The organism is Peribacillus sp. B-H-3 (assembly GCF_048572925.1).
In the GTDB taxonomy this organism is placed as follows: Bacteria; Bacillota; Bacilli; order Bacillales; family DSM-1321; genus Peribacillus.
Window position 1 is genome coordinate 3,450,874 of record NZ_CP183879.1, and the last position, 23,526, is coordinate 3,474,399.

Annotated in this window: 23 protein-coding genes and 1 other annotated feature; of the genes, 7 read left to right on the plus strand and 16 right to left on the minus strand. The window is 43.3% G+C overall.

The genetic code is table 11. The features are described 5' to 3' along the window. Positions 1-19: 19 nt before the first annotated feature. Positions 20-283 (minus strand): YqkE family protein, encoded by a 264-nt coding sequence (locus ACN6MY_RS17165; protein ID WP_419881273.1) that lies wholly within the window; start codon positions 281-283, stop codon positions 20-22. Between the two features lie 137 nt (positions 284-420). On the opposite strand from ACN6MY_RS17165, the gene ACN6MY_RS17170 reads away from it, so the two are divergent. Next, the gene (locus ACN6MY_RS17170) at positions 421-1,329 is read left to right on the plus strand and encodes an alpha/beta hydrolase (protein WP_419881274.1); all 909 of its coding nucleotides are present in this window, start codon (positions 421-423) and stop codon (positions 1,327-1,329) included. Positions 1,330-1,578: 249 nt separating this feature from the next. Here ACN6MY_RS17170 and ACN6MY_RS17175 read toward each other — a convergent pair whose 3' ends face one another. From ACN6MY_RS17175 to ACN6MY_RS17185, 3 genes are all read right to left on the minus strand, one after another. After that, positions 1,579-1,911, minus strand: a complete 333-nt coding sequence (locus tag ACN6MY_RS17175; RefSeq protein ID WP_419881275.1) for an iron-sulfur cluster biosynthesis family protein — start codon at positions 1,909-1,911, stop codon at positions 1,579-1,581. Positions 1,912-1,973: 62 nt separating this feature from the next. Beyond that, positions 1,974-2,384 (minus strand): DUF3997 domain-containing protein, encoded by a 411-nt coding sequence (locus ACN6MY_RS17180; RefSeq protein ID WP_419881276.1) that lies wholly within the window; start codon positions 2,382-2,384, stop codon positions 1,974-1,976. A 326-nt stretch (positions 2,385-2,710) separates the two neighbouring features. Continuing rightward, positions 2,711-3,646, minus strand: coding sequence for an NADP-dependent oxidoreductase (locus tag ACN6MY_RS17185; protein ID WP_419881277.1), 936 nt, complete (start codon positions 3,644-3,646; stop codon positions 2,711-2,713). Positions 3,647-3,811: 165 nt separating this feature from the next. On the opposite strand from ACN6MY_RS17185, the gene ACN6MY_RS17190 reads away from it, so the two are divergent. Next, complete coding sequence (locus tag ACN6MY_RS17190; RefSeq protein ID WP_419881278.1) at positions 3,812-4,027, plus strand: CDGSH iron-sulfur domain-containing protein; 216 nt, start codon at positions 3,812-3,814, stop codon at positions 4,025-4,027. 151 nt (positions 4,028-4,178) lie between these two features. Here ACN6MY_RS17190 and ACN6MY_RS17195 read toward each other — a convergent pair whose 3' ends face one another. From ACN6MY_RS17195 to ACN6MY_RS17205, 3 genes are all read right to left on the minus strand, one after another. Beyond that, positions 4,179-4,514, minus strand: a complete 336-nt coding sequence (locus tag ACN6MY_RS17195) for a YolD-like family protein (RefSeq protein WP_419881279.1) — start codon at positions 4,512-4,514, stop codon at positions 4,179-4,181. Positions 4,515-4,559: 45 nt separating this feature from the next. Next, complete coding sequence (locus ACN6MY_RS17200) at positions 4,560-5,816, minus strand: DNA polymerase thumb domain-containing protein (protein WP_419881280.1); 1,257 nt, start codon at positions 5,814-5,816, stop codon at positions 4,560-4,562. 258 nt (positions 5,817-6,074) lie between these two features. Beyond that, a complete protein-coding gene (locus ACN6MY_RS17205; RefSeq protein ID WP_419881281.1) occupies positions 6,075-6,602 on the minus strand; it encodes a hypothetical protein in 528 nt (175 codons plus the stop codon). 220 nt (positions 6,603-6,822) lie between these two features. On the opposite strand from ACN6MY_RS17205, the gene ACN6MY_RS17210 reads away from it, so the two are divergent. Then, positions 6,823-7,362, plus strand: coding sequence for a peroxiredoxin family protein (locus tag ACN6MY_RS17210; protein WP_419881282.1), 540 nt, complete (start codon positions 6,823-6,825; stop codon positions 7,360-7,362). A 40-nt stretch (positions 7,363-7,402) separates the two neighbouring features. Here the strand turns inward: ACN6MY_RS17210 and proS are convergent, their stop codons facing one another. The 3 genes from proS to ACN6MY_RS17225 all read right to left on the minus strand — a co-directional run bounded on the left by proS (position 7,403) and on the right by ACN6MY_RS17225 (position 10,936). Next, on the minus strand, positions 7,403-8,833 hold the full coding sequence (gene proS / locus ACN6MY_RS17215; protein WP_419881283.1) for a proline--tRNA ligase: 1,431 nt from the start codon (positions 8,831-8,833) through the stop codon (positions 7,403-7,405). 45 nt (positions 8,834-8,878) lie between these two features. Continuing rightward, positions 8,879-9,109 (minus strand) — a binding site (T-box leader). A gap of 53 nt (positions 9,110-9,162) precedes the next feature. Continuing rightward, positions 9,163-9,954, minus strand: a complete 792-nt coding sequence (locus ACN6MY_RS17220) for an SDR family NAD(P)-dependent oxidoreductase (RefSeq protein ID WP_419881284.1) — start codon at positions 9,952-9,954, stop codon at positions 9,163-9,165. A 4-nt stretch (positions 9,955-9,958) separates the two neighbouring features. Beyond that, positions 9,959-10,936 carry an MBL fold metallo-hydrolase gene (locus ACN6MY_RS17225; RefSeq protein WP_419881285.1) on the minus strand — a complete coding sequence of 326 codons (978 nt, stop codon included), beginning with the start codon at positions 10,934-10,936 and terminating at the stop codon, positions 9,959-9,961. Positions 10,937-11,757: 821 nt separating this feature from the next. Here ACN6MY_RS17225 and proC point away from each other — a divergent pair. Together proC and namA are read left to right on the plus strand one after the other, a co-directional pair. Continuing rightward, entirely contained in the window at positions 11,758-12,606 is an 849-nt protein-coding gene (proC, locus tag ACN6MY_RS17230; protein ID WP_419881286.1) for a pyrroline-5-carboxylate reductase, read from the plus strand. A 97-nt stretch (positions 12,607-12,703) separates the two neighbouring features. Next, the gene (namA, locus tag ACN6MY_RS17235; RefSeq protein ID WP_419881287.1) at positions 12,704-13,717 is read left to right on the plus strand and encodes an NADPH dehydrogenase NamA; all 1,014 of its coding nucleotides are present in this window, start codon (positions 12,704-12,706) and stop codon (positions 13,715-13,717) included. A 423-nt stretch (positions 13,718-14,140) separates the two neighbouring features. Here the strand turns inward: namA and ACN6MY_RS17240 are convergent, their stop codons facing one another. The 5 genes from ACN6MY_RS17240 to rnz form a co-directional block, all read right to left on the minus strand. Further along, positions 14,141-14,935: an ABC transporter ATP-binding protein gene (locus tag ACN6MY_RS17240; RefSeq protein WP_419881288.1), complete on the minus strand. Its 795-nt coding sequence runs from the start codon at positions 14,933-14,935 to the stop codon at positions 14,141-14,143. Next, the gene (locus ACN6MY_RS17245; RefSeq protein WP_419881289.1) at positions 14,928-15,938 is read right to left on the minus strand and encodes an ABC transporter permease; all 1,011 of its coding nucleotides are present in this window, start codon (positions 15,936-15,938) and stop codon (positions 14,928-14,930) included. Before ACN6MY_RS17245 ends, ACN6MY_RS17240 begins: the two co-directional genes overlap by 8 nt. An 81-nt stretch (positions 15,939-16,019) precedes the next feature. Beyond that, positions 16,020-17,012 carry an ABC transporter substrate-binding protein gene (locus ACN6MY_RS17250; protein ID WP_419881290.1) on the minus strand — a complete coding sequence of 331 codons (993 nt, stop codon included), beginning with the start codon at positions 17,010-17,012 and terminating at the stop codon, positions 16,020-16,022. 207 nt (positions 17,013-17,219) lie between these two features. Then, complete coding sequence (locus ACN6MY_RS17255) at positions 17,220-18,035, minus strand: squalene/phytoene synthase family protein (RefSeq protein ID WP_419881291.1); 816 nt, start codon at positions 18,033-18,035, stop codon at positions 17,220-17,222. A 189-nt stretch (positions 18,036-18,224) separates the two neighbouring features. Beyond that, positions 18,225-19,157 carry a ribonuclease Z gene (gene rnz, locus ACN6MY_RS17260; RefSeq protein WP_419881292.1) on the minus strand — a complete coding sequence of 311 codons (933 nt, stop codon included), beginning with the start codon at positions 19,155-19,157 and terminating at the stop codon, positions 18,225-18,227. A 249-nt stretch (positions 19,158-19,406) separates the two neighbouring features. On the opposite strand from rnz, the gene zwf reads away from it, so the two are divergent. Together zwf and ACN6MY_RS17270 are read left to right on the plus strand one after the other, a co-directional pair. After that, positions 19,407-20,900 carry a glucose-6-phosphate dehydrogenase gene (zwf, locus tag ACN6MY_RS17265; RefSeq protein ID WP_419881293.1) on the plus strand — a complete coding sequence of 498 codons (1,494 nt, stop codon included), beginning with the start codon at positions 19,407-19,409 and terminating at the stop codon, positions 20,898-20,900. Between the two features lie 680 nt (positions 20,901-21,580). After that, a complete protein-coding gene (locus ACN6MY_RS17270; protein ID WP_419881294.1) occupies positions 21,581-21,964 on the plus strand; it encodes an SET domain-containing protein in 384 nt (127 codons plus the stop codon). A 176-nt stretch (positions 21,965-22,140) separates the two neighbouring features. Here the strand turns inward: ACN6MY_RS17270 and ACN6MY_RS17275 are convergent, their stop codons facing one another. Further along, positions 22,141-23,460 (minus strand): DNA polymerase IV, encoded by a 1,320-nt coding sequence (locus tag ACN6MY_RS17275; protein WP_419881295.1) that lies wholly within the window; start codon positions 23,458-23,460, stop codon positions 22,141-22,143. Between the last annotated feature and the right edge of the window lie 66 nt (positions 23,461-23,526).

The window sequence follows — 23,526 nt, forward strand, 5'->3', positions numbered from 1 at the left end:
AGTCATTGCCCGTTTTACATTATTTAAAGTTCTTCCAGTCTGTGCTGCTTTCATTAAGCAGCTCCTCGAAGGATTTGTTTTTTTCGCGCAGTCTGCGTTCTTCCTTCTTTTTTGCTTCTTCTGCTTCTTTTTTCGCACTTTCCTCATCTGCCAGCTCTTTTTGTTTTTCACGGAGCTTTGACATAATATCACCGTTGATGAAATCACCAAGCCTTAATGAATCATTGGCCTGCTCTCTTTCCGGTTTTCTTTGATTGTTTCTTCCAGAAGTTTTCTTTTTCATTCTTATGACCCCCTTACCATCTTCACAAATATTATATCATGTCTTGCCCTGCTGGTTATATCAGACATTTTGGAGTTGGCTCTCCGCACGCGCCGTGTATTATAATAAGGAATAACAATGTCTTTTGGGAGGTCAATATGAAAAAGTGGTGGGCTGCTGCTGCAGGCATGGCTGTCTATACGATGGGTGCCGGCGTTTATTTTTCCAATCGGATCATGTATATGAAGAAAAAAGAAGAAGATTTTATCCAAAACAGAGAGATTACAGCAAAACGGCTTGATATGAAGCGTTTCGCTGAATTGCCAAAAAGTGAAATCACTATTACTTCTCCGTCTGGCTACGGCTTAAAGTGCCTGTTCATAGAACCGAACAAAACAGACAAATGGATCATTATTTCTCATGGAGTTACTGAAAATAAAATAAATTCTATTAAATATATGAACATCTTTCTTAAGCGCGGATTCAATGCGGTTATTTACGACCACCGGCGGCATGGTGAATCCGGGGGCAAAACGAGCAGCTACGGCCATTATGAAAAATTCGATTTGAAAGCCGTTGTGGATGAACTAAAAAGCCGGAAGGGACCTGGCATCACAATTGGAATCCACGGAGAATCCATGGGCGCTGCCACACTGCTGCTGTATGCCGGTATGCTCGAGGATGCTTGTGATTTTTATATTGCCGATTGCCCCTTTTCTGATTTCGAAGACCAGTTGAAGCATCAGATTAAAAAAGAAGTCAAACTTCCACCCTGGACGATTCTTCCCATTGGCAGGGCATTTATTAAAATCCGGGACGGCTACTGGACAAGCGAGGTTTCGCCGATTTCTGTTATCAAAAACATTAAAAAGCCAATCCTATTTATTCATAGCCTGCCGGATACATTCATTCCCGCTGACATGACAAAAAAACTGTACCAGGAAAAAACAGGCCCTAAACAGCTCTACCTTGCGCCATACGGAGTACACGCCCAATCCTATAACGAAAATAGCCAAGAATACCAAGAAGCAATCGACCATTTCTTAAAAGAACTCGTTTTTAAATAAGGCTGTTTTCCTATGGAACAGGGGGTTGATTTCCGCTCCAGGATGCTCGCTTTCCGCGGGGCTGGCGGTGAGCCTCCACAGCAATGCCTGCGGGGTCTCACCTTCCCGCTAATTTCGCTGGAGTCTCGCACCTTTCGCTCCAATCAACCTCATTTAATATGAGATCGCATCATAGAACTCATCAAAACTTTAAGAAAAAAGCCTTAATTAAAAAAGCGAAGGTTCCTGCCCCGGAGCCTTCGCTTTCTTTTATTTTCCTGCAGTACGGTTATAGAAGCCGAGCCGCGGGTTAAGGATTTCATTTGATGTTTTCAGCATAAAGCTATTTGCCTCAGGAGAAAAGTCGACTTTCATGCTTTCGTCCAAAAAGATCACTTTGGATCTTTCCAGATAAATATCTCCCATTCTTGTTTCCACTCTCAGGTCTTCCTCATCAATTTCATCAACGAGCCATAGTGCCGTAACGCCGCTGACCACGCAGCCGCAGCCGTCCGTATCGTATTTAAGCTTGAGAAGTCCTTTTGTTCCATTTAATTTTTCCTGGATCTTTTTCATGGCTGCCTCTGTCCATTCAATCTTCATAATGCACCTCCTAGCACAGACATATCATATATTATATAAGTATATCTTCAGTTTCTTACATTTCACAGCATATTATTATTTACCCATTTAACCTCAGAACCTATCTCTAGATCATTTAAAATATAGGTGAATTTTTTGAGGCTCAAAGGTCCGACAACATGTTCTGAAGAAATTGATATGATCCAATAGTAGTTTCGAAATTTATCCAGCTTATGTTCTTCCAAACTGTAATTTTGCTGCTTAGCAAAAATGCAATCATTATGTACGGCTGTTGAGATAACAGTATCGGGAACTAGAATTTCAAATTCTTTAAATTCCGAACTATTTACTTTTTTAACTAAGATAGATTTATTTCTGCCGTTCTTAATCAGCCAATATTTTTCAGTAATCTTATGTTCAGAATCCGATAGTCCAGGTCCAATACAGCCTGTTAATAATATCAATAAAAATAAAATTGAAATAACCTTCTTCATGAAATCTCCTTCCAATAATTACACTCATAATTTTTGGAAATTTATTACCAAAATAAATATAATGCACATTCCAAAAAATAACAATAATATCAATAAAACAAAATTAACTTTTTTAATATTACTAAACTTATTTAATTCTCTGCAAAAGTACAATGCGGCAAACTAATCGTATTCCTGTCAAGGTAAATAGCAAGTACGCAGTAAGAAATTATCTTCATTACATATTGTTCTTGCAGCATATAAAAAAGGCCCGATCTAATGAAAGGGCCTCTCTTCACTCTTAAACATTTGCCGTATTTTCTATCTTTCTATACTGTTGCCGCTTATTAATTTGCTTTAATGACAATCTTCCCTTTGGCATGATGGCTTTCGCTTTTCTCATGAGCTTTACGGATACCCTCTGCACTCAATGGGAATGTTTCGCCAATGATGGCTTTCAGCTTTCCTTCTTCCATCAGTTTCGCCAATTCTTCTAGCTGCTGGCCGTTAGGGTTAAGCCATATGGAAGCCGCTTTGATTTTTTTCTTTTCAGCGAGTTCTTTATCAGGCTCACTGACCAAGGAAGGCATTTTCCCTCCTTCTTTAAGAACAGAAAAGCTTTTTTCCTGAATTTCTCCGCCCATGGAATCCAGTACAAAGTCATAATCATGCAGGATTTTATCAAAATCCTGTTTTTTATAATCAATCACTTCATCCGCACCAAGAGATTTCATGAACTCCACATTTTGGGTTCCCGCTGTAGTTGCTACATAGGCACCTGCATTCTTTGCCAGCTGAATGGCAAGGGATCCAACGCCACCGGCCCCGGCATGGATCAGAACCTTATCGCCTTCTTTTACCTCCCCGAAATCAAATAATGCCTGGTATGCTGTCAAACCGGCCAGCGGAATCGATGCTGCCTCTTCGAAGCTGACATTATCCGGAATTTCCGCTGCAAGAATATCATCAACGGCCACATATTCCGCATATGTTCCGCGGTTTGTTGTAGCCGGCCTTGCAAATACCCTGTCCCCGGGCTTGAAATCTGTTACACCCGATCCGATAGAATCGACAGTCCCTGCCGCATCCCAGCCAAGGATAATCGGAAATTCAAATGGAAGCATTTCCTTTAGATAGCCTTCACGCAGCTTCCAGTCAATCGGATTGATCGAGGTCGCCTCAAGCTTAATGATGATCTCGTTTTCTCCTGCTTCCGGCTTTTTCATCTCTGCCTCTTTCAGCTGTTCTTTTCCGCCATATTGTTCAATTACAATCGCCTTCATCAATTATCACCCGCTATGTCTGATTTTGTTTTTTCTCCTACACTACTATTTATTTCCTATTGTCTGCATGCCAAAACATTTGAGCATGCCGGCAAAAGCATGTGCACCAATTTTTCCATCCTGTATTGTAAAAAAGGCCAATTGCCGGTACGATTATGAAAAGAGGTGATAAATTTGTCAAAGGTTCAAATTAAAGTAAACGATAATGGCTCCCTGAAAGTGACAGGAGATATTGAGCTATTGGACGGCGAAGGCAATGTAATTGAAACGAAACCAGTCTTTTCGCTCTGCCGCTGCGGGCTTTCAAAGAATATGCCCTTCTGCGACGCTTCCCACAAAGGGAAATTCCAGTCCAGTGTGCGCGTAAAAACCGAAACCTGATCGGCCTTTAAGACTGTCTCTTTTCCGGGCGGTCTTATTCTTTTTTCTTGAAGCAAAAGGGCATTTTCCCCGCTGATGTCCTGCTGGCCAATCGGGCTTTGCGTGCAGCCATCTTTGACCTTCTCGTTTTACTGCCTGTTAAGCGGTAAACTCATTCTTCCGTAAATCTTATATCTGCAATATGGCTGATCCCAATTATGTGAGTCTGCTGAAACCGGTCTACTATATGCAGCTTTTGCCCGGGTTCATTGTAATAATGTATGGTGCCGATCAAAAGCTGATATCTGTGTTTGCCGTAATGGGTGATGGTTACCGTCCTTCCGGTTTCCATGGCTTCTCCCATCACCATGTTCATTTCTTCCAGCTGCTGCTCATCCAGGGCAGCCTGTTCTTCGTAGGTATCCTCCTTTTCCCACTCCCGAAGCATTTTCACATGCTCCGGAAGCATCATTGATGTCCATTTAATCTTTCCGCGATCTCGAATCACTGCATATCCCTCCTGACAAATCCTGCATCTTTCATAATTGCTGTACTATGATTTATGGCCTCCAAGAAGCTTGCTGCGGTAAACAGCCGTTCCAGCTGCTGTATAGGAGACAGCCCGAAGCAGTGCTTTTGAGCCGTATTTATTCCGGATACGGTCAACCGTATAGGCCAAGTCCCTCTTTTTCCAGCGTGATGAATCAAACAATGTCAGCTGCATTTCATTATCATCGACGATATTGGATAAGGTAACGGATATGCTCCGTACTGTTTTGGAAACATAATTTTCCCGGAAAAGCTCCAGGCAGATTTCATATAAATCCATCGTAATGTTTGTTGGTTCATCAATGGATCTCGACCGGTGAAAGCCTCCTCCGAATTCCTCACGGCTGTAGCCGATCCCGAGGCTCACCGTCCTGCCTGCTTTGCGTGAAGACCGGGCCCTCCTTCCGACCTCCTCGCATATTTCAAGCATCACATGCTTCACTTCTTCCTCTTCCTTATAATCGCGAAGAAGAATCTGGCTTTTTCCAAAGCTCACCTGCCCCTCCATGATCGGTGCGCCAATTTCAGAAAGATCTATCCCCCATGCATGATGGTAAAGCTGGTTGCCCATAATGCCGAATTTTTCCTCCAGCAAATGGAGCGGATAATTGGCAAGCTGCCCCACTGTAAAGATGCCCATCCCATTTAAGGTTTTTTGAAGGCGTCTTCCAATTCCCCACATTTCGTTAAGGGGAGAAACGGGCCAGAGCTTTGTTTTTACATCTTCATATGACCATTCGGCGATGCCTTTTTTCTTGGCTTCAAGATCCAGGCAAAGTTTGGCTAAAAGCATGTTAGGACCAATCCCTATTGCACATGGAAGCTGGAATTCCCGTTCGATGTCATTCCTTATCTTTTCGGCAATCTCCCTGGCATCCCCCCACAGCGGCATGGCGCCGTCCACCTGCAGGAAGCTTTCGTCGACACTGTACACATGGATGGATTCCTTTGGCACATATCGATGGAACAAGCGGGTAATTTCTGTAGACATCCTCAGATATACCGCCATTTTAGGCTCTGTCAGGATAATCCGGGGATCATCAGGGATTTCAAACATCCGTGATCCGGTCTTAATTCCAAAATCCTTTTTCAGCCTGGGAGAAGCGGCGAGCACCACACTTCCGGAGCGTTCCAGATTTCCTACCACAGCGAGATGGCATTCCAGCGGATCCAGCCCGAGCATGACAGCTGAGCAGCTTGCATAAAAACTTTTAATATCGATGCACATGATAGATTTTTTCGGCATTGATCTGTAATCCATGATCTTTCTCCACCCAACAACAAGAATATACGTTCGCTTACATTAGTATACTCATTATATTAATCGAATATACGTTCGTGTTCAATGGAAATTTTACTTCAAAATTCTACATTTTGAGCTTCCATTCCGGTTATATCCAATTTTCCATGAAAATGATGGGATATTTCTGCAGAAAGCCTGCAAGCAGGCATAGGATTTGGGGATGGCAGCAATAAAAAAAACTCCCTTTTCAGGGAGGAAGATCTGCACTAGTATCCGTTAATAAAAAAGGACTTCAAAGTCTGCCGCATTGACTGTTACTGTAAAGGAAGTATCTAAATTTGACCGGCGCATCATTTCAATGACATACACCTTATCCTCAGGTATATGAGAAAAATTCCTGACCAGAAATCGTTCGCTCTTCCCCTTTTTCAGTTTTTTAATGGCGGAAAGCACGGCCTGCTGCTCCCGAAGGCTTTCCTCGTCGTTTTGGACAAGCAAGAGCTTAGCTTCTGTGCTGGCAGGAGGAGAATGAGAATGCTTAATGCTTCCAGTGTACCAGGGCTTTACTTTCATTCCGATTTTCAAATCATTAAAGTCCAGCTTTCTCCCGCTCGTATCCTTAAGATAGGTGGAATCTGAAACCGTATAATATGTATTTTTAATCAGTACCCTCTTTTTATCCTGAAGATCTGTTATAAAGCCCATTTCCCCTTTTTTCACACTTTCTGTTTGAGTCTGGAGCTGGCTGCATCCAAAAAGAAAAAAACACCCTAATACAATAAGATATGTTTTGAAATCAATCATTTTGCCCGCCTTCTTCCCGCCTGCTATACAACAAGAATAACAGAAAAGGACCATGGAAAAAACAGGGAAATTATCGAATGGGATTTTCATGAAAAGAAGCCATTATGCACAGACTAGTTTACAGCGGCTCTGCTGATCTTGTCTTCTGATTAGAGAAGTACCATGTTCCTCTCCGGTCAGCAAAGTGCTTAGAGCTCTTTATAATAAAGGAGGACTTGCGGTGAATAAGATTAAGTGTATATGCCTTATAGCCATCATTTCCGCTGCCTGCTGCCTTAATGGACAGCAGACTGCGGCATTATCTTCACAGGAAAAAGAGACGGGCCGCATCGGTCTTGAAGCTGGAAATCAGGCCCCTGACTTTGAGCTTGCCTCGTTAAATGGAAAAAAGCTCAAGCTGTCCGGCTTTCGGGGTAAAACTGTCATTTTAAACTTCTTTACAACCTGGTGCCCGCCTTGCAGGTCAGAGATCCCTGAAATGCAGAGCTTTTTCCAGAAAAATCAAAACAGAGGCATTACCATTTTAGCCGTTAACTTGACTTCAAATGACAGAAGTTTGGCAGCTGTTCAGGATTTTGTGAAGAATAACAACATGACATTTCCAATCGCACTCGATAAAAATGGAAAAATCGGAAGCCTGTATAAAGTCTATACGATTCCGACTTCGTATATCCTTGATAAAAACGGGATGATCAGGAGTGTTATGATCGGGCCTATGGATGAAAAGAAAATGGCGGAACTGACTCAGGACAGATTCTAATAAGGAGCGGGAAAGTCTTCAGCTTTCCCGCATTGAATTATTAATAGGCTTTTGCCCAATAGACCATGTGTTTTTCATCTTTGCCGCAGCAAACGCACTTATCTGAAAGGGTTTCTTTTTGAAACGGAATGCATCTGGAGGTTGCTCCGGTTTCTTCTTTTATTTTATCTTCGCATTCCCTGCTTCCGCACCACATCGCTTTGATGAATCCCGGATGAGCGGCGGACACTTCCTTGAATTCCTCCATCGTTAACACAGAGGAGGTCTTTTCTTCCCTCAGCTTTAACGCTCTTTCATATAAACTTTTCTGGATATCTTCAAGTGTTTCTGCCACTTTCTGTTCAACATCATCAATCGGAATAAAAGACTTTTCGCCAGTATCCCTGCGCACAAGGATCACCTGTCCTTTTTCAATATCACGCGGCCCTGCTTCCAGCCGGAGAGGAATGCCCTTCATTTCATGTTCATTGAACTTCCATCCTGGCGATCTATCGCTGGCGTCTATATCCGTGCGGAAGGTTTTAGAAAGCCTGTTTTTCAGATGATAAGCAAAATCCAGCACTCCTTCTTTATGCTGGGCAACCGGGATGATCATCAGCTGTACCGGAGCTGCTTTGGGAGGAATAATCAGCCCCCTGTCATCTCCGTGCACCATAATCAGAGCACCAATCACACGTGTAGTCAGTCCCCATGAGGTCTGGTTCACATATTGCAGAGCACCGGACTTATCACTGTACTGAATGTTAAAAGCTTTCGCAAAACCGTCTCCAAGGTGATGGGAGGTGCCCGTCTGCAAAGCCTTGCCATCATGCATCAGGCTTTCAATGGTATATGTGAACTTTGCGCCGGCAAATTTTTCTTTTTCTGTTTTTTGCCCCTTAATCACCGGTATGGCAAGAATCTCTTCACAAAGAGATGCATACACATCAAGCATTCTTGTGGTTTCTTCATGTGCTTCCTCGTCCGTCGCATGTGCGGTATGTCCTTCCTGCCAGAGAAATTCCAGTGTCCGGAGAAACGGCCGGGTCGTTTTTTCCCAGCGGATTACGCTTGCCCACTGATTATAAAGCTTAGGCAAATCGCGATAGGAATGAATAATTTTGCTGTAATGCTCACAAAATAGCACCTCAGAGGTAGGACGGATGCACAGGCGCTCAGCAAGCTCCTCTGTTCCCCCGTGCGTCACCCAGGCTACCTCAGGAGCAAAGCCTTCGATGTGGTCTTTTTCCTTTTGCAGAAGGCTTTCAGGTATCAGCAACGGCATATACACATTTTCATGTCCTGTTTCTTTAATGCGCATATCCAGTTCATTTTTAATGTTTTCCCAAAGCGCATACCCGTACGGACGTATAATCATGGATCCGCGGACGCTTGAGTAATCGATTAAGTCGGCTTTGGTCACAACATCGGTATACCACTGGGCAAAATCCTCGCCCATGGGCGTAATTTCTTTGACAAATTCCTTTTTCATTCTTTTCACCTCATTTTTATAAACGCAAAAAAAGCCTGCTCCCAAGAAAGGGACCAAGGCTTTGGCGGTACCACCCTTATTCATAAAACACCGAAAAAAACAGCGTTTCATGCTCTTAAGAAGGATAACGGATTTATCCGCTGCCTCTTCGCCATACGGCCCGAAGCAGAACTTGGAAGGCAGGTTCAAATGGGTCCCTTAGGAATATTTCAGCTTTATATTCCCTCTCTGTAATAGGCACCTTATATTTTACTAATCCTTCTTTAACGTTTCATTATCAGTTTTTTAGTACTATATTATTTTTAGCCCGTCAATGTCAAGACCGTATGTCATTTTTTAAAAAAGGCCCTTTTCCCAATAGTCTCCACGGTTTTCGGAAACAGGTTGTGCAGTCTGCTGGCGGCATTCATCCATCCCGGAAGGTTAATTTCCCGCTTGCCGGTAAACATGGACCCTACCACCCTTATTGCCACATACTGGGGATTCAGCATGAATTTTTCGATATTTTTCGTATATGATCCGGATTCGTCCGCAATGTTAAAAAAGTTGGTCTGGATTGGCCCCGGATTGACTGTCGTAACAAAAACATGGTCCCTCTTCAGCTCCATTCGAAGAGCATTGGAATATCCGAGGACAGCAAATTTGGTAGAAGAATAAAGGCTGGACTTCGGAGTGGCCATTTTCCCTGCCTGTGAAGCTATATTTATGATATGCCCGCTTTGGCGCCGCTTCATACCTGGAAGGACCATTTGAGTGGCCGCCATCAGCCCGAAAACATTCACGCGGAACATAGCTTCAGTTTCTTTCATATCCGTTTCATCCGCTTCCTTGAATACTCCGTATCCGGCATTATTTACAAGAACGTCTATTTCACCCGCATTTTCATAAATTTCACGGAAAACTTCCCCGACTTTACCGGAATCGCCTACATCAAGCTGATAGGCATATGCTTCAGTGCCATACCCCTTAATTAATTCTTCCTTTAATTCCAAAAGCGCATCATAGTTCCTTGCAAGCAGGACAACTTTTGCCCCAAGACTTGCAGAACGCCTGGCAATTTCCTTTCCTATTCCGCCTGATGCACCTGTTATTACCACACATTTTCCCTGTATTTTACTCACTTCTTCACCTCTGCAATTGGTTGATTGCATATATCATAACACTTGAAGAGCTGTCATGCGCAATTTCTCCTAAACTCTCCAGATAATCAAGCTGCCCTACTGTCTCTGACAGGGTGAGTCCAAGCTCTCGTTGATAAACTTTGGGAAATAGCTGCCTGCATATTTCAAAGCCTGAAGATGGATGTGCCTCTATCATTTTTTTGACCCTCATTGCACGCTCATGCTGCCGTATCCTGCCTGACTGTATCACTGCCGGCACATCCCTGATTTCTTCGCCGTGTCCCGTATATACCAGCGAAATTGGAAGCTCCAGGCACTTTTCGAGAGAACTGTTATATTGCAAAAGAGGTTTAGGACGCTCTTCTCCTGGCTTAAAAGGCGGCTCCATTAAAGGATTTGGCGTAATTTTCGCGAGCAGATGATCACCGCCTATCATGATTCCATCACTTTCCTTATAGAAGGACAAATGGCTTTGTGCATGTCCTGGAGTTTCTATTATTTTCCAGCCGCGAAGTCCTGGCAGATCGTCTCCTTCTGCCAAAAATGACGTAAGCTTCTTATTGGTAATGGAACGGTCTGCGCTCCGGTAATCATTTATGTAGCCAAGCATTTCATCTGGTATGCCCATTTCACGGGAAAAATCTTTATAAAACTGGTCATGAAGCTCAATAAAGTCCTCATCCATCTCAAACCATCTTTGGTTATAGAGGTGGCCAAGAATGTTAATATCTTTTGTGAAAAAGTCGAGCCCCCCTGCGTGATCAGGATGGTGGTGAGTAATCAGCACCTGCTCGATATCGTTCATTTCAAGACGGAGTTCTGCGAGCTGCCGGATCAGGCTAGAACGGGATTCCTCGGTCCTGGAGCCTGCGTCAATCAATGTCAATGCATCTCCTTTAACAACATACACATTCACATCCCCCACGGCATAGGGAGTCGGAAGCGATAATTTAGCAATATTTCCAATCCATTCGACCATCATACATACCCCTTATAAAGTTATATTTAAATAGATAATTATATAAACATGCAGCGTCATTTAATTAAACGCTGCCAATTTTAGCTGCATGAGCCCCCGGATCTTCCAGTGGAATCCAGCATCAGCATGAACAGATCATTAACAGAGCCGAATTATAAATGGACCATCATGTTATTAGTTTATCATTGATAATCTGAAATTGTCATTATTTTCACATAACTTTTTTTATTGAAAGCAAGGGCCAGCGGTGTGTGATGTAGCAAAGATCCTGTCTGTAAGGCATTCTATGTATAGCACGGGATAACTGTATAACCTGCCTTAGCACAGAAATGGCTGGGTTACAACTGTTTAAACAGCGTTTGTCATTCATATTTGGCATCTCCTCCCTCTGGGATTTTTCAGAAAAATTAATTATTGACAAACTGATTGTACATGCTCCATAATCACTAATAACTAAAAATAGCACGGCATTGATTAAGGCCAGTAGATGCCGCATGGCGAAAGAGAGTGAAGCTCAATTAGGCTGAAAGGCTTCACCGCCCTCTGTGACACTGAACCTACCTTATAGCTTTCAGCAAAAACTGACGTACATTCCAGCGTTAATGGATCTTAAGCTGCATCTTCCCCTGGGAAAGATGAAAAAAGGTGGTACCACGGAAGCCAGACCTTTCGTCCTTTATTGGACGGGAGGTCTTTTTATTTGTCCCGGTTAATCTTGATGATTTTCAATCCTGGCGCCAGCTGAGGTCCACATTACTAAAAGAGCTATGAGGAAATTATCCTAAGGTATTGAGCCATAACACTAATCTAAGGAGATGGGAAATATGAGGAAAATCGCTTTTATCGGAAGCGGGTCCATGACAGAAGCCATTATTGCAGGAATGCTTGCAGGCGGAAAATATCAGCCCCAGGAAATTTATGCAGGCAATAATTCCAATCAAGATAGACTCTCATATTTTGCTCGGGAATTCGGGATTCACACCACACAATCAAAACAGGATTTATTAGCGGATGCAGACATAGCTGTGCTGGCGGTAAAGCCAAAGGATGTGCATGCAGCACTTTTGGCATCAAGAAACCACCTCCAAAAAAGCACCCTGCTGATTTCTGTAGCTGCAGGGGTTCATACTTCAAGCCTTGAAGGCATTCTGAGAAAAGATATGGCCATTGTCCGCGCAATGCCCAATACATCTGCAGCCGTGGGTAAATCGGCAACAGCTCTAACAGCCAATCGCTTTGCGCATGACAAAGAAATGGATGAGGCAATCACTCTTTTTGAAACAATAGGCACCGTAGCAATGGTTGAGGAAGACCAGTTAAACGCTGTGACCGGGCTTTCCGGAAGCGGTCCGGCCTACATTTATTACCTGGCCGAGGCGATGGAAGCTTCTATCGGGGTTCTTGGGCTTGAAAAAGCAACAGCGAAATCCCTGATTGTCCAAACCTTAATAGGAGCAGCGGAAATGCTGCAAAGGTCTGACAAATCCCCTATTGAGCTAAGGAAGGAAGTCACTTCGCCAGGAGGAACGACCGAGGCCGGATTAAGGGTTTTAGCGGAATACCGGGTACAGGAAGCTTTTGAAGCATGCATATTTGAAGCAGCTCAGCAATCCAAACGCATGGGCCAGCAGATTTCACAGGAAATTGAGGATGCAGGGAAAACAGGCCTCTAAAGCATTCCTTCCTCAGCCAATATTTTGGATATACCCTTTGTAGCTTGATATACTTAATCATGTATATTATTTCATTTATTTAAAGGAGATGGGTAACATGGGCGCAAAACTTTTTTCTTCCTATACAATTAAAGATGTAACTTTAAAAAACAGGATTGTCATGTCCCCGATGTGCATGTATTCCTGTAAAGAAGATGGCATTGTGCAAAACTGGCACAAGACCCATTATACAAGCCGTGCAGTCGGCGGGGCAGGTTTAATCATTACAGAAGCCGCCGCTGTGACAAAACAGGGCAGAATCACGAACCAGGACCTGGGAATCTGGAATGACGATCAAATCGCCGGCCTCTCCGAACTTGTGTCACTTGTAAAAGAACAAGGAGCAAAAATCGGGATCCAGCTTGCCCATGCTGGAAGAAAAGCACAGGATGAAGAAGAAATTATTGCACCATCGTCGATTGCATTCAGCGGGCACTATAAACTGCCAAAAGAAATGACAAAGGTAGATATCCAGAAAACAGTGCTTGCCTTCCGGAACGGAGCAGACCGAGCGGCAAAAGCAGGTTTTGAAGTTATTGAACTGCATGCTGCTCACGGTTACCTGATTAATGAGTTTTTATCTCCTTTAAGCAATAGGCGGGAAGATGAATACGGCGGCTCAGAAGCAAACCGCTACCGTTTTCTGAAGGAAATCATTGCATCAGTCAGGGAAGTATGGAACGGCCCGCTATTTGTGCGCCTTTCTGCGCATGATTACAGTGAAGGCGGAATGACTGCAGAACAATATACAAAAATGGTTAAATGGATGAAAGAAGAAGGCGCAGATTTAATCGATGTCAGCTCCGGAGCTGTGGTTCCTGCTCCAATTAACCCATATCCCGGTTATCAGGTTCCTTTCAGTGAAACGATCAAGCATGGCGCAGAGTTGGCTACTGGAGCAGTAGGCCTGATTACTACAGGCACACAAGCAGAAGAAATCCTGCAAAACAATCGGGCAGACGTCGTCTTCATAGGACGCGAATTACTAAGAAACCCCTATTGGCCAAGAACAGCAGCCGAAGAACTAAAAGCCGAACTAGAAAGCCCAAAACAATACGACAGAGCCTGGTAACACAAAAAGCGCAAGCGCCTGGTCAGCTTGCGAAGCAAATAGGGTTATGGACTTAGACGGCGCTCTTTGCCTTCTGAGGCCATAACATCTTTTGCACAGCAGGCTAGGCGCTGAAGCTAGATTAATAAAAAGCGCAAGCGCCTGTTCAGCGTTGACCAGCATAAGGCGTATAAGAATAGAAGGCGCTCTTTGCCTTCAATTCTTATGTGACTTATGACCTCGAGAGGCTAGGCGCAGAAGCTGGATTAATAAAAAGTGCAAGCGCCTGTTCGGAGGATCAAAGACTAAGAACGCCGCATCCTGCGGCAACGTCTTAGTGACCCCCTTCCTTGGGGCCTTCGGAAAGCATAAAGCGCCCAAATAGAAAGCATAGAAAGCGCAGAAACCCCCCGTTCAAAGAATGAACGGGGGGGTATTGGTTATTCAAATTAATACGGCACGGTCATTCAGCATGCCCTCGCCTTTAATGCTTTGAAATTCATGGAGCAGCCTCTCAATGGTAAGATGCTGTTTTTCCTTGCCCCTTGCCTGGAAAATGATTCTGCCTTTATCCATCATGATCAATGAATTCCCAAGATCTATCGCCTGCTGCATGTTATGTGTCACCATTAATGCCGTCAGCTGATTTTCCTCGACTATTTTCTTTGTGAGAGAAGTAACCAGCTCTGCGCGGGATGGATCAAGCGCTGCGGTATGTTCATCCAGAAGCAGGATATTGGGATCAGTAAAGGTAGCCATCAATAGTGAAAGAGCCTGGCGCTCTCCGCCGGATAATAATCCAACCTTGGCGCCCATCCTGTTTTCAAGTCCAAGGTGGAGAGACTCCAGCTTTTCCCTGAAAAATATTTTCCTTTTCTTATTAACGCCGAATCCAAGGCTTCTTTTCTTGGTTCTGCCATAGGCGATGGCCAGGTTTTCTTCAATGGTCATATTAGGAGCTGTACCAGTCATCGGATCCTGGAAAACACGGCCTATCATCGCTGAGCGGATATGCTCCCCAGTGCCTGTAACATCCCGTCCATCAATAAAAACCTCGCCTGCATCCGGAAGAAGTTTTCCTGAAATCATGTTCATCAAGGTAGATTTCCCTGCTCCATTGCTTCCGATCACCGTGATAAATTCCCCTTTATCCAAGTGAAGCTCCAAGTCATCCAGCGCCAGTTTTTCGTCAGGAGTGCCTTCGTTGAACACTTTATATATTCCGTTTAGCTTAAGCAAACTCCTCACCGCCCTTATTTTTGCTGTTAAGCTTGCTTAGCCTCAGTTCCTCCAGGCGTTTTTTCTTCCTGCTCTCTCTCTTGCGGTAGCCGGATATTTGCGGAAGGACCAAAGCCCCTATTACGATAATGGCAGTAATTAGCTTAACATCCCCAGTTTGAAGGAACTTCACTTGCAGAGCCAGGGAGACCACAAGGCGATAAACAACCGATCCCCCGATAACAGCCAATGTGGCCCTCCCGATAGTTTTAGCTCCAAATATGGCTTCCCCTATAATCACGGATGCCAGTCCTATCACGATAATGCCAATTCCCATCCCTACGTCACTGAAGCCATTATACTGGCTGACCAGTGAACCGGAAAATGCAACCAGAGCGTTTCCGATAGCGAGCCCAAGCACCTTCATATTCCCAGTGTGAGCAGAAAAGCTTTTCACCATCGCCTCGTTATCGCCTGTCGCCCGAAGCGCAAGGCCGATTTCCGTTTTCAAAAAAGAGGATAATCCTATTTTAATAACAACAGCCAAAATCAGCATCACGATTAAAATGGACCAGGTCCCAGGAAGGCTATCTCCAAGGCCGATGGCAGTAAACGCAGAGTTAATCAAAGCATCCAATCCGGTTTTAGTCCACATATCACTGATATTAGTCATGATGGTCTGCTCTGATAAAAGAGGAACATTGGATCGCCCCATAATTCTCAAGTTTACAGAGTACAAAGCAATCATCATTAAAATCCCGGATAACAGCGGATTGATCTTTCCTCTTGTATGAAGGAGACCTGTTATGGTACCTGCTGCAAATCCGGCAACCAGGGCAGCCAGTGTTGCTGTAATAGGGGAATATCCGTTGACAATCATAATCGCTGAGACAGAAGCTCCTGTGACAAAGCTGCCATCGACTGTCATATCGGGAAAATCAAGAATCCGGAAGGTCAGGTAAACGCCTAAAGCCATGATTGCATAAATAACTCCTGACTCAAACGAACTGAATAATATAAGCATTTTTTTCCCCCTTTCGCCGCAAAATCAAAGTAAAACAGTATATTGAAAGAAGAACGAAATGTGTTACGGCGTGTTCTATGATTATTTAATGATTTCGGCCTCTTTCTTCCAGCTATCCTTAATTGTAATTCCCATATCTCCCGCTGCTTTTTCATTGATTACGAGTTTCAATTTCTGAGGATAGTCAACAGGTATGTCCCCCGGTTTTTTTCCGTCCTTCAAGATTTCCGAAGCCTTAATGCCTGCTTCATATCCAATGTCATAATAGCTGAATCCGTAGGCAGCAAAGCCACCGCGTTTTACAGAATCCAATTCTCCTACGAATAGCGGCAGATGCTTGCTTTTTGAGACCATAACGACAGATTCAAGCGCAGATACGACAGTGTTATCTGTAATGATGTACAGGGCATCCACTTTTCCGGCCAGCGATTCAGCCGCCTGTTTGACTTCAGCAGAGGTGGACACAGATGATTCAACAACCTTGATGCCCGATTTAGCTGCTTCTTCTTTAAGCTTTTTTACCTGGACAACTGAATTTTGTTCTCCGGAATTGTAGATGGTCCCAACTTTTTTAGCGCCGAGCTCATCTCCTATGAATTTAATGGATTTTGGGATGGCGTCTGGATGAGTATCCGTCGTTCCGGTAACATTCCCTCCTGGCTTATCCATGGATTTCACAAGATTGGCATCTACAGGATCTGTCACCGAAGTAAAGACAATCGGGATCTGCTTTGTGGCATTTAGGGCACCGAGTGCACTCGGGGTGGAGTTTGCAAAGATCAGGTCTACTTTATCTCCTGCAAAATTATTGGCGATTGTCTGGTTATTGTTTTGGTCTCCCTGTGCATTTTGCACATCATATTTAGCTTTTACCCCTTTATCCTTTAACGCCTGTTTGAATCCCTTGAACGCTTCATCTAATGATGGATGCTGCACAATCTGGGTGACTCCGATTTTCACTTCCTCTTTTTTCCCGCTTTCATTTCCATTTGAGCTTGTACTGCTTCCGCATCCCGATAAGAATGCTGCCGTACATAACAAGGCCGCTGCCGCGGAGATCATTCTTTTTTTCATTCCGTTTCCCCCAATAGTTATAAATTCTTCTTTATCGCTGTTATGTTTAAATTATAATCGCGGAGCAAACCTCATTTCAATGAATTTATTTAAATTTTTAGAATTTTTTAATAACTATTTTCTTTTCCAATCCATCTGTCAGCCCTGCAGTCCGCATAAATAGTAAGCACGCAAAAGGCTGACCCCAAAAGGAATCAGCCTTTATTATCATTCAACTGCACCGCTTACGATATCAGCTACATCTTTTCGTGTCAGTTTTTCTCTTCCATCTTTCAATGCCTGAAGTGTTCCCTTTGCCAATGCAAGGGGAATGTTGCAGAAATTGAAAATAACCTTTGTTTCAATTCCTTCAAGATAACGATCTGCAAGAGATAGATTTTTTTCAGTAAAAGACAGCATCTTTTCAAAGTTCCATCCTTCAGGAAAGAAATTAACGCCTCGTTCTGCATCTTCCGTTCTGTTTCTAAGGATATTGACCGTCTGCAGGCCCCGGCCAAAGGCAATGGCCATTTCACGGTCAGACTCTGTTCCGTCATACCATTCCCAGATATCCGAAAGCATGACACCCACAAGGCCAGCCACATAATAGGTATAGTCATCCAGCTCTTCTTCTGTATGTATCTGCCAATCCTTTTCCGTCCATTTTGCCATTCCATGAGCCATTATGGAGGTGGCTTCAAGAACCTTGCCGGTGATAGGCTGCGGAATCAGCATGATCCACTCTTTAAGAAGCAGAGAAACTTCAGGGAGCTCCTGTGAATGCGGATCAAGGAGAGCGGTCAATTCATCTTCGTCTGCACCATTTTGCAGAAGGTTTCCGACAGAATTCAGCAGGTGTATTTTTGTTTCTTTAGGTAAGCTTGGATGATCTTCAATTTCATCAATCGCCCTCATGCATAAATAAGCAGCACCGACCGTTTCCTTAAGGCCTTCCGGCAGCTGGCTGATAGGTATAAAGAAGGTTCTGCTGGTTTTTAATAAGTAGTCCATTGCTTTCTGCTTTAAATGTTTATCTTCAGTCATGTACATTTTCCCCTTTAAATATCTTTCACATATGTAATGTCTGCCTGATTAATGGCATACTGGAGCAAAAATCAGCGCCCTGATCCTAGCAGCAAAGTTTACGAAAACAGTCTTAATAAAAGACTATAGCACTGTTAATGATACAGAACAAACCAGCATGATTGCAATGGTTTCGGAATGTTTTCCTGTCTAGCTCCCGTTATATAAAGGAATTTTCACCATCATGGTGTCTTCCGCAACGATGGTCTCAGGAAATATCTCCCTGCTTTCTTCTGCAAGCTGAAGCACATCATCCGCAGTATAGCGTGAACTGATATGAGTTAAAATTAAATGCCTGGCATTAGCCTGCTTTGCCGTGCAGGCAGCCTGGGCGGTTGTCGAGTGGAAATACTCATGGGCCATTTCAGCTTCGCTGGCGGAGAAAGTCGCTTCATGGACAAGATAATCTGCGTGACTTGCAAGCACCCTGGCATTTTCGCATGTTCTAGTATCTCCAAGTATGCTGATAATTCTTCCCTTTTGCGGCTTGCCGATATAATCCTTTCCATTTAAAACCCTTCCATCATCAAGCGTTACGGTTTCCCCGTTTTTCAGCTCCTTAAAATGAGGTCCAGGCGCCACGCCATCCTGCAGCAGTTTTTCTATAAGAAGGCTTCCAGGCCGGTCACTTTCCTCAATCCGGTATCCTACACTGTATATTCCATGATCCAGCGGCAAAGCGGTCACGGTGAATTGGCCATCGTCAAAAACAACACCCTGCTCGATTTCCACCACTTTCAGCGGATACTTCAGATGGGTGCCGCTTACTGAAAGGCTTACTTTAATAAAGTCTGCAATACCTTTCGGGCCATAAACGGCCAGCTCTTCAGTTCCCCCCTGAAAAGACCGGGAGCTGATTAAGCCAGGAAGCCCGTATATGTGGTCACCATGAAGATGTGTGATAAAGATTTTTTCAATTTTCCTGGGTTTTACAGGTGTTTTCATAATTTGATGCTGAGTGGCTTCCCCGCAGTCAAAAAGCCAGACCGCCCCCCGTTCCTCTAAAAGCTGAAGGGCAATGGATGAAACATTTCGGGACTTAGCAGGAACACCTGCTCCAGTGCCTAAAAAAACAAAATCCACAGTGATACCTCCGATAACCAGAATTCTTTTTATTACTATAACATAATCGGGTGCCCGCATAAATCCGCACCCCCCTATACATTGAGCGGCAGATCTATTTTCCGGGAAATCAACTTATAACAGGAATATTTTTGAAAATCACCCAAGGAAAGCATTTTCATTGATTTCCTAATCCGCAAACTCTAAAATGGGAGAATCACAAAATATAGCCTTAAAAAAAACTTCACATTGAAAAGAGGTAATGTGCTTATGGAAAATGATAAACCATCCGGATTGATTATGATTTTTGGAGCAACTGGAGATCTTGCAAATCGAAAACTGTTTCCTTCGATATACCGCTTATTTCAAAAAGGAAAGCTAAATAAGTTTGCTGTTGTCGGCGTTGCAAGAAGACCTTTGACTAATGAACAATTCCAGGAAAACGTCAAGGAATCTTTGTCAGATATTGCTGGCGGTCAGGACCATGCAGAAGAATTTGCTTCCCATTTTTATTATCATTCACATGATGTAACAAGCTCTGAATCTTATATTCAATTAAAGGATATTGCCGGGAAGCTTGATGCCCAGTATGGACTTTTGGGGAATCGTATTTTTTACCTGGCAATGGCTCCGGAGTTTTTCGGAACAATTGCAGAACAGATAAAAGCACAGGGGCTCTCTGACACAGCTGGGTATAAACGTTTAGTGATTGAAAAGCCGTTTGGCCACAGCTTCGAGTCTGCAAAGGAACTCAACGAAAAAATACGCACTGCTTTTTCTGAGGAGGAAATTTACCGGATCGACCATTACCTCGGCAAAGAAATGGTACAGAACATTGAAGTAATCCGATTTTCAAATGCCATTTTTGAGCCTCTCTGGAATAGCCGGTATATCTCGAATATCCAGGTCACCTCAAGTGAAACGCTCGGTGTGGAAGAGCGAGGCCGTTATTATGAAAACAGCGGTGCCCTGCGGGATATGGTGCAAAACCATTTGCTTCAAATGGTAGCCTTGCTTGCCATGGAACCGCCTATCCGTTTAACGGACGATGAAGTGCGGAGCGAAAAGGTGCGTGCGCTTCGTTCTCTGCGCCCGGTGGCAAAAGATGAGGTGAAGAATTATTTTGTCCGGGGACAGTATGGACCAGGTTCGGCCGGAGGAAAGGAACTGCCTGCATATCGTGATGAGCACAATGTCGATTCTGTTTCCAATACAGAAACATTTGTAGCCGGCAAACTGTTAATTGATAATTTCCGCTGGGCTGGCGTGCCGTTTTACATCAGGACCGGAAAAAGGCTGGAAGCTAAATCCACTGCCATTGTCGTTCAATTCAAGGACATTCCTATGAATTTATATTACGGGGCAGAACAGGTGCTTAATCCTAACCTCCTTGTTATTCATATCCAGCCAGATGAGGGAATCACCCTTCACCTGAATGCAAAAAAGGCCGGCAAAGACATTGAAACAACCCCAATAACTTTAACGGTATCCAATAACAGCATAGACAGAATCAATACGCCCGAGGCATATGAAAAGCTATTGTTCGACAGTATGAGGGGAGATGCCACGAACTTTACACATTGGGATGAGGTTGCTCTTTCCTGGAAATTCGTCGATAGCATTTCTGAAGCCTGGGAAACAGAAAAGGATTCATCTTTCCCGAATTATCCTTCAGGTTCAAAAGGGCCGGAGTGTGCCAGTGAATTGCTGAAAAAAGACGGGCATTTTTGGTGGCCCATCGAAAAGCTGGAAACTGGCGGCTGATCCCGATCAGCTTTCAGCAGTGAAAAAGGATGCCGCGTGCGGCATCCTTTTCTGCGGGACTATGAAACTTTATTTCCAAGAAATTTCTCTTTTATGACATGCACAATCTCTTTCCTTCTATGAAGAGGTTTGTGCTGATTAACTCCTGAATTAATCCAATGTGATATTCCTGTCTCGATTCCGATAAACAGCAAGAAAATAAATATAATAACCCAGATCATAACAACAATCACCCCTCTTTTAATATCCTAATGCTATTGTATGTATGATTGCCCGGTTCCTTGTGACTGGCCGTAAAATTCTTTTACTATCCATATCCCCATTTTTTCAAAAAGCAAACATATTAATATCTTATATGAAAGAATATCTTCATAAAAATCCCAACCGGCCTATTTTAATGTAGGGATATTACCCTGTTTTAATACGGTTCTGCCAGTCTTGCCTTCTGCTATGTGCTTTTAGAAATCGCCTCACAAAACTCATAAAAAAACAACAACCTTTAAGAAAAGAACCTTAATAAAAAATAATAATTTGTTATTCATATCCCTGTCTCCGTTCGTGTTTGCAACGGAAGTGCACAATTTTACTGAAATAACTGCTAAAAACAGTTGCTTTCTTACACATAAACCTTCACTATTAGAAAGGTAAGACACTTAAAAGAAAAGATTGCAGGTGATCTCATGATAGAAATCAAAACATCTCCGCTCAGCGACGGAGAATTCAATAGAGGCGTGTTTGCAAAAACTGATATAGCAAAAGGTGAACTTATTCATGAAGCACCGGTTATTTCTTATCCCAATGAGCAGCATGTTCACATCGAAAAAACGCTGCTCGATGATTATGCTTTTGAATACGGCGTGAACCATACAGCAATCCTGCTGGGATATGGCATGCTATTTAACCATTCATACGAACCGAATGCCACGTATGATATCAACTTTAAAAACCACACCTTTGACTTTTACGCGTATAAGGATATAAAAGCAGGAGAGGAAATTCTCATCAACTATAATGGTGATGTGGATGACAATGAACCTCTATGGTTTAATAAAGAAGAAAAATAAGCTCCACTAAAAAACACACAGAAGCCTAATATATGGCCAGCTGTGTGTTTTTCTTTATGGCTATTTTCGTAAACTTTGCTGCTATGGAACAAGGTGGCTGATATAACTATGGGTTTGCCTCACAGAACTCATTAAAAAACAGCAATTTTTAAGAAAAGAGCCTTCTTCACTTATCGTCAGTCTTGATCCCATTTTTGCCTTATATCTTTTCTAGCATCCCTATTTTTTGTATCTTTAAGCGCAAAATTGTCAAACAAATCTTTGTTAAAGCTTGTTTCTGTGCCAATAGCAGCCGTCTTCGGGTCAGGTGCTGTGTAGACTCCCCTTTTTATGATGCTTTTCCCGAATTTATTCTGCAGCTGTTCCATTGCCTGATATAGGGGCTCTTTTTTAGCTTCGTTCTCAAAAGAAAAAAGATCAAGCTGTAAAGAGGCGGTTTCTTTTTCTTTCACTTCAAAAGCTGTTACACCAAGCAGCCTTACCTTCTCTCCGTCCCAATTCTTTCTGAAGAGATCCGCACAAAGAGCATGAACATCTTCCTTTAACCATACAGGATTTGGAGTGAGCCTGCTTCTCGTAATTGTTTTAAGGTTTCCATAACGGATGGTCACTCCAATTTTCTGACCGACGAGCCCTTTGTTTTTGAGCCGGATTGCCACTTTTTCAGACAATTTGCCAAGAATGTCAATAAGCTCTTTTTCGCTGGATGTATTTTTTGGCAGTGTGGTTGAATTACCCACACTTTTATGATCATGGATAGATTCTGGATCCACCAAACGGCCGTCATTGCCGTTTGCACGTTCCTTTAACCGCACTCCATTTATCCCCAACAGATTTTTAACAGAGATTTCCTGGGCCTTTGCCAGATCTCCAATTGTCATGATGTTTATCAAATGAAGTTTTTCCGCTGTTTTTTTTCCTATACCATGCATTTCGCCAACTTCGAGCGGCCAAAGCTTAGCCGGAACATCCCGTTTGCGCAAGATGGTAATTCCCATTGGCTTTTTCATATCTGAAGCTGTTTTGGCTAGGAATTTATTAGGGGCAATACCGATCGAACAGGGCAAGTCCATTGTTTCTAATATGCGCTGCTGAATACTGCGGGCAATTTCAAGTGGTGAGCCTAGCGGTGCACATTCGGTTATATCCAGATATCCTTCATCAATGGATACCGGCTCAACCTGGTCTGTGTATTGCCTTAGAATATCAAATATTGCGAGTGACGCTTTCCGGTACCGTTCGAAATTAGGCTTTTGAAGAATGAGCTGAGGACAAAGCTTCTTGGCTTCCCAAATGGGCATTGTTGTCTTTACGCCAAATTTTCTCGCTTCATAGCTGCAGGTGACAATAATTCCCCGCCGCTCTTCTACATTGCCGGCTATGGCAAGGGGTTTTCCCTTAAGGGACGAATCATAGGCCATTTCAACAGAAGCATAAAAACTATTCATATCAACATGAAGTATAACTCTTCCTTTTTTTGGGTACATTTCTTTCAAAACTGCCACTTCCTTATACACCTAACATCCTTTCACTATTGTATCAGATTATAGGTGAAATGCCAG